This is a genomic window from Paraburkholderia sp. Ac-20347, assembly GCF_017104805.1.
Classification (GTDB): domain Bacteria; phylum Pseudomonadota; class Gammaproteobacteria; order Burkholderiales; family Burkholderiaceae; genus Paraburkholderia; species Paraburkholderia tropica.
Genome location: NZ_JAAGPN010000266.1, coordinates 1 through 11,252 on the forward strand (window position 1 = coordinate 1; position 11,252 = coordinate 11,252).

Here is an 11,252-nt window from a genome sequence, read left to right on the forward strand (position 1 = left end):
CGCGCAACGGGTCTACTAGTTACGCTTCCTTCTGCGCGGCACGCAGATATCCAACTAGGAACGCGACGGGCCATGCAGCCAGTCCTGCTTTTGACTGGCAAAAAAAAGCCCCGGCTTTCGCCGGGGCCAATGTTAGAGCATTGAAGTAACGATGGTCGCTAGTGAATCGAATGCATGGTGCGCCAACACCCTGAATTCAACAGATTCCACTAGAGCCACCACTAGATTTACAACTAGTTCGGTGACTATCTTTTCTATCATAGCCACCTCCTTACTTGTGGTTCACACAGGTTAGGTTCGGGCTTGGGCGTAAAGCTCCGCAGGCTTCCCTCCTGCGGGGCTGAAAGCGCCGCCCCACAGCTCTCGGCCAACGCCAACTGTACTGGAACTTGCCGAGCAGTCAAACGGTTAAATTTCCCGCCGAAGTATTGACAAGCACGCCTCTCCGCCAAAGCCTTATAGAACGGGGCTTTGCAGCCGACGAAGATATGTGGATGCCTCACTTAAGAACACGTCCATGCCCTTGATTTACGTACTTTTAAAATCAGGTTAAGGCATCCGTTTTCTATTTCCTGCACTACATCATGCCCTATATGTTGGGTCGAATCCGAATAACACGTTGACTCCGTAGCTGTGCTTCCCGGTCTCATCGTGCTACGGAAGTAGTGCCCATCCCGATGAATTAATCGAAGATATCAACGATCACGGCGCTGCCGAACGTGGTCGGGGCTTAGAGCATTACAGCGAGCATCCAGCCTCAAATTTGAGGCCAATCCGCCTCATTCCATGTCTCTCCCCGCAACGGGTACTGGTAATGGGGTCGCATCATCTATCAAGTCCTAGGCTTTCGGCGGCTACCATCTTCGAGTCCGCCAAAACGGCACGGCCAAGTATCACCCGACCCGCCACGGCGGCCCGAATGCCTGCCGTGGCTTCTTCCAGCGCGTCCGTGGCGTCTTGCTCTGGCTCGAACCATCCCGGCTGCTCTAATGCGTGCTCAAGGTCCGCCAAAGCTTGACGGGCATCTCTGATGCAATCCCGCATAGCATCTTCGAAATACACCTCCGGATAGCCGTACTGCGGATTGATGTTTTCGGGCAACGTCGGGCCGTCTGTCTTATCGTCGAGCATTGCCCAAACTGCGGCCTCGTAAGGCGTGTCCCTGCACTGGCCGCTCGTCCGGTCTCCGTCCTCATCGCGGTTCCAGTACACGACGCCATTCTGGGTTTCTTGAATTTCGATAATCATTATGTAGTCCTTAATTTTTTTGAGGAAAATACCGCCCTCTCAGGCAGCTTTGGGTTACTCGGTGGCCGCGTCGCGCACGCGCATGATGGTTTGGCGGGAGGTGCTGAACTCTCGGGCCAGTGCTGCTACGGCTTCGCCCTTCGCCAGTCGCTCCCGGACTGCGGCTTGGTCCTCGTCAGACAGTGCGGACGGGCGGCCTAGCGTCTTTCCCTCGGCCCGCGCTCTCTCCAACCCCGCCTGTGTACGCTCGATCAGCAGATCGCGCTCGAACTCGGCGATGTGAATGAGCACGCCCATAGTCAACTTGCCAGCCGGTGAGGTTAGGTCCATTTCCCCGAGCTGGAGACACACGACCTTGACGCCTGCGGATTTCAGCCGTTCGACCGTAGCGCGCACGTCCATCGCATTGCGGCCCAAGCGGTCCAGCTTCGTCACGACCAGTTGGTCTCCCTTCTCCAACCGGTCCAACAGTTTCGCGAATCCTGGGCGCTCCGTGGCGGCCACCGACCCGCTGATGACTTCGGTAATGATCCGGTGCGGCTCAACCTCGAATTGCTTCCCCTCGATTTCGTGGACTTGATTTTCAGGCGTCTGACCTTCGGTGCTGACGCGGGCATAAACGAACGTGCGGGACATAGATGTTGTGTACGTAAACGGTGTACGAATACTAGCGTGTGTCCGAAATGCCGTCAAGCTAGTTTTTGGACAGTCTGGTTGGCCGAGTCCGCAATCGTTCGTTTTCGGACGGCCGGTCTGAGGTTACAAAGCCAGGAGGGAAACGCCCCTGTCTTCTCAGGCCGTATCGGCCCGCACGTTTGTGACCACTAAAGTGCCAAAAGTCGAAGCCCTGCTTTGGGGAAACGTTGTAATTTCCCTTGATAAACAAAGGGGTTTACGCGTTACAACTGTTGACAAGCTTGGGCCTTGTATATAAAGTTACTTATATCGGAGCGACTGACCAGATGAGATAGAGCGCTCCCCAGCGGCGTAAGCCGTACTCGCGCAAGGCGGGTCGTTAAGTGGTGTCTGGATCTGCTTTACGGATGGGCACCTGCGGGTGCCTTTTTCCGTTTACGCGTCATCGTTGAGTGGACGTTTTCTCGCGTTTGAAAACTTTGCCGCACAGAAGCCATAGGGTCATGGAACCTTTGACAGCAGGCGGCCCCTCCTCTGGATCTTCGTGATACGCGCTTTCCACGACGAAATTAAGGTCTTGGAACTTCTGCTTTTCTCCCGTGGCACGCGTAACCTCAAAAAAGAGGTGATACGGCCCGTCGGGATTTTCGACAGTTATTGAGTAGGTCCAGTTGCGCTCTGTCGCGCACTCCCATACCTTCGTTTTGGGATTGTTCATGCTTTCAATCAATTCCCGCAGCGCGTAGGAGAGCCTGTGCCGAATGGGGCAGAACATCCGGGGACGAGGCGTGCTCCTATCAAAAATTGGATCGCCAGGGTTGTGCTCTTTCGGTTCGTACTTTTTCGAAAAGCAGTGATTCGTAAACGTCACATGGACGCATAGTTTCTTTTTTGCCCGTTCGCTATAGAACTCAAATTTGAACGGCTCCAAGTGATCGAACGTGTAATCGACCCCGCCAATGTTTAGCGGCTCAAAATACGGCATCGCTATCCCGTCTGCCCGAAAATAATCTGACATTTTGCCGGGTGTACTCCCTCCTTGATAGAGGGGTGGTATGTGCGGGCTAGTCTGCTGGAGCGCTCCTCGCGACGGGCTGGTCCACAAATGAGTTGTAGGGTTTACCCTCTATTCGACAACAAACCCCTCCAGTACAGCCCCTTAATCACAGGGTGAGGCAAGCCTAGACTGGGCTTGTGGTTACCGAACAAGAGCGTTCGGGACCAATAAAAAAACTGGAGGTTGTCACCATGAAGTCCCTGATCCAAGCCGTTGCAGTCGCAGTTGCCCTTGTTGCCCCGGTTGCTTCGTTCGCACAGTCGAACGCGCCGGTCACCCGTGCACAGGTCCGTGCCGAACTCGTGCAGCTCGAAAAGGCTGGTTACCGCCCGGGCGATGGTGACAACGCGCACTACCCGGACGCTATTCAGGCCGCTGAGGCCAAGGTCGCTGCCCAGAACAATGCAGTAGGCGGCGTAGCCGATGGCTCGTCCGCATCGGGCCAACGTGCAGTTGCTCGCCCCGTGGCGGTTGTGGCTCCTGCTGGCGTGTCGAAGGCCGATTGGCATGCGATGTACGACCACTCGTAATTAATCTTCCCCACGCCGAAATCCACGCCCGTGACTTAGCTCCGGGCGTAGCGCTACTCTTCGGACGGCCTGTTATCGAGTCAAATCCGTGGTGGCGGGCCGCTCCACGCAGCACCTCCACCACCGCGCCCCCCGCCGGTGGTTTTGCCCAATCCAAGAGGTTTGGGCCTTTTTCGTTCATGTTCCGTGTTTAGGCGCAGTGGCAAAAACGCGTGCTATCGTCCAAGCATGACTACGCCGCCCTCACGCCGACCAACACCACCCGGCGAAATTTTGCGCTTAGACGTTCTCCCAGCGCTCAAGCTCGCGCCGCAAGAAGCCGCCGATCAGCTTGGTGTGCAACTGGATGAACTAGTGCGCGTATTGGACGGCGATGCACCTGTGACCGCCGAACTGGCTGCTCGCATTGAGACTTGGCTTGGCGTCGATCACGGCGGCGATGCCCAGCACTGGCTGGCGATGCAGGCTCAGTACGACCTATGGCGCGCGCACCAGCCGCGCCGCTGGCGACTCAACACGCCCGCACAGGAGGCGGCGATCCAGCGCGGTATCGCGCAGGACCCAGACGTGCCGGAAATGACAACCGCGCAAATCCAGGCGATGAAGGGCCGCCGCCGCGCCCGTCCATAATCCCCCTCTCGCGCGCCTCCTAGAAGTCAGGGATATTTAGCTGGTCGTCGTCGTAAATATCATCCGGCATGGGGGCGTTGCCCCGGTCTCGCCAGCGGACGCCACCAAGGGCGTCGAATTCCTCAATGGAAAGACGCGGGGTGAGGCCAACTACTGCAAGGCCGATTCGCTCGTTATACGCCTCCCCGTACGTCTGCTTGAGGGTGGCCAAGCGACGTTGAATTTGCTTCTCCCGTCGCCGTTGCGCTCCTTCCGGACTGATAACGCGGCACACAGGTCGCGGGGCGTACACGGACAGCATCCCGCGCGACTCCTGGAACTCGCCCTTTAGGCCGCGCACGTAGTCACCCATAGCGAACCTCTCGCGAATCTCCCGGCGGTCCCGGTTGTATTCGGTCTTGTTGCGCGCCCATACGACGATCTTTGCGGCGGAGTCGCCAAGGTCTAAGTCAAGGTGCCTCTCCCCTCGAATTTGCCGCTCCCCCCGAATTCGCCACGCCGGCAGTAACAGCGGGTGCAGATGGCGGTACGTCTCCCGCTTCACCGCGCGGTCAATCGTTGGTTGTGAGACGCCGAATAGCTGGGCGAGGATCACCGATCCGAAGCGGGGGCTTCGCGGGATATGCACCGCGCGAATCACTAGCACGTCCTGATCCGTGAGCTTCCGCTCGTTGCTTATGTCGAATGGCTGCTTCCGTTTCTTTGGCATCCCGGAATTCTACGTGAGGCCCGATATAACACGAAAGTCCTTATCCAGTAAGGTTTTGATGTGTGTTTTAGCGGCAAGTGAGAGTATTGAAGAATGCCGGGCGAAGGCAAGCGCACCACACTCCTGATTTTTCACATTACGAAACAGTACAGAGCCTTGGTAGGACGAGAAGTCCGCCGGGGCCGCCTTATTTGTCTACCTTCAACGAAAAAGCCATGCATATCGCAACCATTCCAGAACTCCCGTACGAAACCAGCCGCGCCCTGAGCACGCGCGTTCCGCCTGAGCTTCACAAGCGCCTTCGTGTGGCCGCTGCGGAGCGCGATGCGACCGTCTCGACGCTAATCCGCGTCGCTGTCGAACAGTACCTAGACGCCGAATTGAACCAGTAACGCAGTCACACAGCAGTCACGCCCCGCCGTATCCCCACACTGCACTCCCCTTCCGCAGTAACCATGCAGTAACCCTGTAGCACCCCATGTCTGCAATCCCGCAGCCAATCTATCCTCAAAAAATATAGTAAGGAAAACTAATGAATAAGAAACTCAATCTTGTGTACCCCGCACACCCTACGAAGCTCGCCAACGCCATTGTTGCCACAGAGACCCTGGCGGAAAGAATCCGCCGCCTCGACGCCGCAGTAGACGAAATGCCCGCGAAACGTGCACAAGCCGAAGCCGCTGTGGACGCCGCGAAGGAGAAGCTGGCCGCCAAGGACGTAGCGGCGATCTTTCCGGATGCTGGCAAGTTCTCCGAGAACGAGATCAGCCGCCTGGAAGCGGATGTGGCCAATGAGTGCGCAGCGCTCGACCGCCTTGACCGTCAGTCGGAAGCTATGCAGGCGATGGGCGCAACGCTTAACGCGGAACTCGACACCGCGCTGTCTGCGTTGGCGGTCGAGCGCGATGCGTACGTGGCTGAGGTGCAAGACGTGATCGCGGATGCAATCGCAGTTAAAGCCCACGAAATGGCCGCGCTGTACGCCGTGCAAGACTCGTTCTCTCGCGCAATCGGTGGCTCCAACGTTTGGCAGCAATTCGCGCGCGTGAGCGACCCACGCGAGGCTCGGCTTAGCTGGCAAAGCGGAGACATTTCTTTCGATACCGCTCCGAACTTGTTGACGCAAGCCGTACCAGAGGCCGTGCCCGCGCTGGCCGCACTCAACATTGCTTTGGAGCCGGTGGCAGCGGTCAAACACCTCGCACGCACTAAGCGGTACACCCCCAGGGTGCAGCACGTCCGCGAAGGCCACCGCCCGACTAACAACCAGGAATAACCGCCATGAAACACATTTCGATCGTTGACTCGCTCCGGCGTGCCGTTGAGCTTCGGCCCACGGTAGCGCGCTCCACGCCCGCCGCCACGGCACGTAAAGGCGTACCTGTCACGGTAACGAGAGCCAAGCCGAAAACACCCCGCGTGCTCGAATTGTCAGCGTCGCAGCTCGCGGCCATTGCAAAAGCGGCGGCCACGCTTCATACCCTCCCGGAAAATCATACGCAGCCGACAGAGGCCAAGGCAGTAGCGGCCAGCTGGGAGCGCGCAATGCAGCGTGTGATTCGCCGGCGCCAATAAATTAGGATACTTAAGGAATATTAAATTCTTACCATGATTTTCATCAGAGATAGATATGTGGCGGCGTGACCGTAACCAGTTCCGCGACACTCGTATGGAACTGCGGAAACCATCCTGTAACCCGTGTCGGCCAAGACCGAATCTCCCGAAACATAATGCTCGGCGTCGGTTGTTGGGACTGGCAATGCCACTGGCAGCAACATGGGGCGGGGATGATCTACGTTCCCGATGATGATCCAACCGCGCTACCGGAACCACGATACGTCGAATGGGAGCCGGATACGACGCTTGCTGTGGTGCCCACGCATGTACTGAAATCCGCCGGATGGAAGCGCGTTACTCGCCCCGTCTACAGGGTTGTAGCTGGTTCGTACCTGGACCTCCAGACCGGAGAAATTATCAAGAAGCGGGCGATGTTCCAGCGACGTTTGCCTGTTCCTCGAAACGCTGGTGTGCAGGTTCTGGAGCAGCTTGGCACTGTGCGATCTCTGGGGAAACGCTCCCGCGACCTTTGTGTATTCCTGCTACGGATGCGGAACGGTCGGGGTGGGTTCATGAGACCGCTTCCCGATTTGGTCGACGATTACATACACCGCAACGGAACAGTGCAGCGTGCGGCCAGAGCACGTACAGCACACGCGGTATTCATAAGTGATATCTCGCGTGCCGGCATACTCGTGAATATGCAGACGCTCGGCTCGGCGTTCCAAAAGCACGGGGATCGCTCGCCTAAGAAGGTTCTAGAAGAGGCTGCGCCGTGGTACGGATGGCCGGGGATATTTCGTGGCAAGAGTGGCTTCTCGTCCGCCCTTCCCGGAGAGTTATATATAACAAGCAAAACAGCTGGAAGCCCCGTCCTATAAGGATTGTGAGTCAAAAAACTTGGCTTTCTAGGCCACGTTTTTGCCGGAATTCGGCACGCGTGGCGCACTCTCAGCCGCGCCGTGGTCGCGCGTGGAGGCCAAGCCCCCCATCTCCGGGTCCTTCCCCGCCCTGCTTTCGCGTGGGCACTGCGCGCGCGCGATCTTCCGCTAGCTATGGACGTTTGAAATTTACCTAACGCTTTACACATTTCCCGGAAAGCCTTATTGGGCGGACTTTTCAGGGAAATTCACCTAACACTTTAAGGAGCAAATAGACTTGAACACTATGACGCGGGCGCAGTACGCGCGCCGCATTGGAAAATCACGCGCCACGATTACCGAGTGGGCACAAACCGGGCGGATCGTCATGCATGGCGACTTCGTGGACGTGGCCGCATCGGACGCCAAGCTAAGGACGTACCGGAGCGGCGGAATGCCGAAAGTGGTCAATAGCGCGCCTAGCGTGAAGCGTGGCCGACCTACGGCAGCCGCAGCCAAGGCTCGCGCTGATGCACCGCCGCCTGTCCCTGCCCCGGTCAAGAATGAATCGCTTCGCCCGGTGGAAGAACTGCTGTCTTTGGCGCCTGGCGAGATGTCGTTAGCGGAAGCTAGGTACGTGAAAGAGGTGTATCTCGGCAAGCTCGCGCAGCTCGAATACGACCTCAAGACCGGGTTAGCTGTCGAGGTCGAACCCATAAGGGAAAGGATCGGCGAGGAATACTCCATCGTGCGGGCAAAGCTGCTCGCCGTGCCCTCCGAACAGGCTTCACGCATCCACCGCTGTCGCTCTGTGGCCGAAATCGAGGACACGCTACACGGCATCATCAGCCGCATCCTCGATGAACTGAAGGCCGACAAGGTAGCCCTCCCCGCCCTACCTGCATAAGCCGCCCCACCCCGTTACTCGCGCGTTACTGCCGTTACTCCGGCCCGTTACTCTGGTCGGTAACGATCTGCTGCAATTCCCATCCAGCAAGGGTTTGCGGAAAGTAACGTACCGCCGCCCCATGCTTTTCCTTGCTCCATCTGATTCCTCAAGCTATGATGCAATGAGTAAAACATCATATGAGCGAATGAGCCTATGAAGGTTATCGCGGTATTGAATCAGAAGGGTGGGAGCGGCAAGACGACCGTTGCCACACACCTGGCACGGGCGCTCCAGCTCGATGGGGCCGACGTACTCCTCGTGGACTCCGATCCGCAAGGCTCGGCGCGGGATTGGGCTGCGGTTCGCGAGGACCAGCCCGTGACGGTCGTCGGTATCGATAGGCCCACCATAGAACGTGACCTAAAGAACGTCGCCCGCAAGGACTTCGTTGTGATCGATGGTGCACCACAAGCGGCAGACCTCGCGGTGAGCGCAATCAAGGCCGCTGACGCTATCGTGATTCCGGTCCAACCGAGCCCGTATGACATATGGGCGACCTCTGACCTCGTAGACCTCGTGAAGCAGCGTATTGAACTGACGGACGGGAGGCTTAAAGCCGCCTTTGTCGTTAGCCGTGCGATCAAGGGGACTCGTATCGGGGCGGACATTACCGAGGCTTTGGTGGGCTACGGGCTCCCGGTACTGGAATCACGTATCACGCAGCGCGTCAGCTACCCAGGAACAGCCGCGACTGGAACCACGGTACTAGACGCGGAACCGGATGGGGATGCGGCCCAAGAGATTCGCGCCCTTGCCGCTGAGATTAGGTCTAAACTCATATGAGAAAATGAGGTTATGAGTAAATGAGTGAAAAACAGAACATCCTTGGTACTGCCGGCCGCCCGAGTACCCGCGCTGGGAAAGCGCAAACCCTTGCGAGCCTCGCGGACCATCCGGCGACGAAGCGGGTCAATTTTGACCTTGACGCCGCACAGCATCAAAAGTTGAAGATACACGCTGCACGTCAGGGCAAGACGGTAAAGGAGTTGCTGACAGAGTTCGTCGCCAACCTCCCCAATGAGTGAAAAATCACATATTCATTTACTCATATGAGTGAAGCGACTACACGCGCGCCCCGCCGGACGCGTACCTATCTGAGCATCGACTACGACAAGCGCGAACACGCAAAGAGGCACGGGGGGCTTTGGGACAAAGTCCGCCTAAAGTGGTACGTGCTGGGTGACGTGCCCGCCGAGCTGCTGAACTATGTTGATGCCACCGCAAGTGCAGCGGGAGCGCTGGCCGACCTGAAACGTAGCGGTGCGCCCCGTGCGACTCCGGTATTGCGGACTCCACCGGACAGTGATCGGCAAACAGACCTCTTTGTGCATGGTCTCTACGACATAAGCGCTAGGGATGCTCAAAGCGTCATGGACGTGGCCGTATTCCGGCTGTCGAAGAAGGACAAGCGGGCGGGCGAGGTGATTCGTCACGCGCTGCCAGACGGGTACGTGGAAGTCTCGTCTGGCCCCGCAGGCATGGCCTCCGTTTGGGATTACGACATTGTTCTAATGGCCGTATCTCACCTTGCCGACGCAATGAATCGGTACCGTGCAGGGAAAGGGGATATGCCTAGCCGGAAATTTCGGCCGCATGCCAACGAGATTCTGAAGTTTTGTCGGCGTGGCGATGGTGGAAAGCAAGCAGCTTTGCTTGAGGGCGCACTCGATCGACTAAAGACCACTAACGTCAAGATTGTGCGCTCAAAGGCCTTGGAGCACGGCGAGACAGCGCGGGCCGTAGACTCTCAAGGGCTGATAGGCGAATACCGGATTGTGTCGTACACCAGTTCTGGCCGGATTGGGGAGCTGGAGATTGAAATCCCAAGCTGGATATACACGGAAGTCACTCGCAGCGAAAAACCCGGCATTCTGACCGTATCCGACGACTACTTTCTAATTGAGCCGGGAATTGGTCGATTCCTGTACCGCCTTGCACGCCGCGCTGCCGGCACGTCACAGGCTAAGTGGTCTTTCCGGCTTGTCTATGAGCGCAGTGCCTCGACAGGGACCCTTAAGAAGTTCACAGAGAACCTGCGAAAGCTGATCGCGGAGGACTGCCTGCCCGAATACTCAATGGTCGAGGAGGCCGGGAAAGAAGGCCCCCTGCTTGTCATGACGTACCGCACAGCACCTAAGCAAGTGGGTCCCTAAAGTACGGTTAATAGTAGCTAGTAATAATTACAATCTATCTAGATAGATACTAAATAATCAAAAACTATCGCGTGTTCTTGGAATGGGATGGATCCATACCATTCCATACCGTTTCATGTCGCTCCATACCGCTACTTGTAGCTACAAGTAGCTACATGCATGTAGTTGTAGTTACATGGATATCCATGATCATCCATGTACATCCATGATCATTCATGTAGGCTAATAGCCCCCAATTTCGTTGCCTCTAGTCCTGTGGATAGACCGTACATTAGGGGCTGACTTCCGTACATTAGGGGCCGACTTCCGTACATTAGGGGCCAAACCCCGTACATTAGGGGCCAGCTGATTCTGCAAGCGTTTGATTTAAAATGGAAAAAACGTCATTTATCGTCCTAAAACTATTAAAACTAATATAAAACATCTAAAACAGCTTATCCCACCCCCTCCTGTGGGTAACTGACACCACTGCGGGTATCTATCGCGGCCCCCAAAGGGGGCAAACCAGGGCCCCCTAGGTGGTCTACCCGCGTGATCACGCGCGGGCGTGGAGCCGTGATCGGTTAGCACAAGGCCAAGAAAAACGGTTTTGCAGAAAGGAGGCCCGCCGGCGGATGCTCTAATAGCATCGCTACTAGCCCACCAAGGCCCAAGAACGGCCGTTTAAGGGCTTCGGAGCTGCTTGGGGTAGCCCGGCCATCAGATACCTAAAAGTAACGTTTTGTGGGGCCTTTGCGGCTGTTTAGGTCCCGAAACGATCCCGTTTTGTGCACTAAAAATTATCTTTTTTTCGTTGCGCGCAACGGGTCTACTAGTTACGCTTCCTTCTGCGCGGCACGCAGATATCCAACTAGGAACGCGACGGGCCATGCAGCCAGTCCTGCTTTTGACTGGCAAAAAAAAGCCCCGGCTTTCGCCGGGGC

Annotated in this window: 13 protein-coding genes; 9 read left to right on the forward strand and 4 right to left on the reverse strand. The window is 57.0% G+C overall.

What is annotated here, in order from left to right:
• Window positions 1-825: 825 nt before the first annotated feature.
• The 3 genes from G3N97_RS31800 to G3N97_RS31810 all read right to left on the reverse strand — a co-directional run bounded on the left by G3N97_RS31800 (window position 826) and on the right by G3N97_RS31810 (window position 2,902).
• Window positions 826-1,248, reverse strand: coding sequence for a hypothetical protein (locus G3N97_RS31800; protein ID WP_205996905.1), 423 nt, complete (start codon window positions 1,246-1,248; stop codon window positions 826-828).
• 54 nt (window positions 1,249-1,302) lie between these two features.
• Window positions 1,303-1,884, reverse strand: a complete 582-nt coding sequence (locus G3N97_RS31805) for a recombinase family protein (RefSeq protein WP_205996906.1) — start codon at window positions 1,882-1,884, stop codon at window positions 1,303-1,305.
• Window positions 1,885-2,326: 442 nt separating this feature from the next.
• Entirely contained in the window at window positions 2,327-2,902 is a 576-nt protein-coding gene (locus G3N97_RS31810; protein ID WP_241030955.1) for a hypothetical protein, read from the reverse strand.
• Between the two features lie 230 nt (window positions 2,903-3,132).
• Between G3N97_RS31810 and G3N97_RS31815 the strand changes: the two genes are divergently transcribed.
• Window positions 3,133-3,471, forward strand: a complete 339-nt coding sequence (locus tag G3N97_RS31815; RefSeq protein WP_205996907.1) for a DUF4148 domain-containing protein — start codon at window positions 3,133-3,135, stop codon at window positions 3,469-3,471.
• Between the two features lie 228 nt (window positions 3,472-3,699).
• Window positions 3,700-4,101, forward strand: a complete 402-nt coding sequence (locus G3N97_RS40240; RefSeq protein WP_205996908.1) for a HigA family addiction module antitoxin — start codon at window positions 3,700-3,702, stop codon at window positions 4,099-4,101.
• A 19-nt stretch (window positions 4,102-4,120) separates the two neighbouring features.
• Here G3N97_RS40240 and G3N97_RS31825 read toward each other — a convergent pair whose 3' ends face one another.
• Window positions 4,121-4,810, reverse strand: coding sequence for a hypothetical protein (locus G3N97_RS31825; protein WP_205996909.1), 690 nt, complete (start codon window positions 4,808-4,810; stop codon window positions 4,121-4,123).
• A 215-nt stretch (window positions 4,811-5,025) separates the two neighbouring features.
• Between G3N97_RS31825 and G3N97_RS31830 the strand changes: the two genes are divergently transcribed.
• From G3N97_RS31830 to G3N97_RS31860, 7 genes are all read left to right on the forward strand, one after another.
• Window positions 5,026-5,202, forward strand: coding sequence for a ribbon-helix-helix protein, CopG family (locus tag G3N97_RS31830; RefSeq protein WP_205996910.1), 177 nt, complete (start codon window positions 5,026-5,028; stop codon window positions 5,200-5,202).
• Window positions 5,203-5,342: 140 nt separating this feature from the next.
• On the forward strand, window positions 5,343-6,086 hold the full coding sequence (locus G3N97_RS31835) for a hypothetical protein (RefSeq protein ID WP_205996911.1): 744 nt from the start codon (window positions 5,343-5,345) through the stop codon (window positions 6,084-6,086).
• A gap of 5 nt (window positions 6,087-6,091) precedes the next feature.
• A complete protein-coding gene (locus tag G3N97_RS31840; protein ID WP_205996912.1) occupies window positions 6,092-6,385 on the forward strand; it encodes a hypothetical protein in 294 nt (97 codons plus the stop codon).
• A gap of 1,140 nt (window positions 6,386-7,525) precedes the next feature.
• Window positions 7,526-8,134 (forward strand): hypothetical protein, encoded by a 609-nt coding sequence (locus G3N97_RS31845; protein ID WP_205996913.1) that lies wholly within the window; start codon window positions 7,526-7,528, stop codon window positions 8,132-8,134.
• Window positions 8,135-8,329: 195 nt separating this feature from the next.
• Window positions 8,330-8,959: a ParA family partition ATPase gene (parA, locus tag G3N97_RS31850; RefSeq protein WP_205996914.1), complete on the forward strand. Its 630-nt coding sequence runs from the start codon at window positions 8,330-8,332 to the stop codon at window positions 8,957-8,959.
• A 20-nt stretch (window positions 8,960-8,979) separates the two neighbouring features.
• Window positions 8,980-9,201, forward strand: coding sequence for a chromosome partitioning protein ParB (locus tag G3N97_RS31855; protein WP_183717656.1), 222 nt, complete (start codon window positions 8,980-8,982; stop codon window positions 9,199-9,201).
• A gap of 24 nt (window positions 9,202-9,225) precedes the next feature.
• Window positions 9,226-10,329 carry a replication initiator protein A gene (locus G3N97_RS31860; RefSeq protein ID WP_205996915.1) on the forward strand — a complete coding sequence of 368 codons (1,104 nt, stop codon included), beginning with the start codon at window positions 9,226-9,228 and terminating at the stop codon, window positions 10,327-10,329.
• Window positions 10,330-11,252 lie beyond the last annotated feature (923 nt).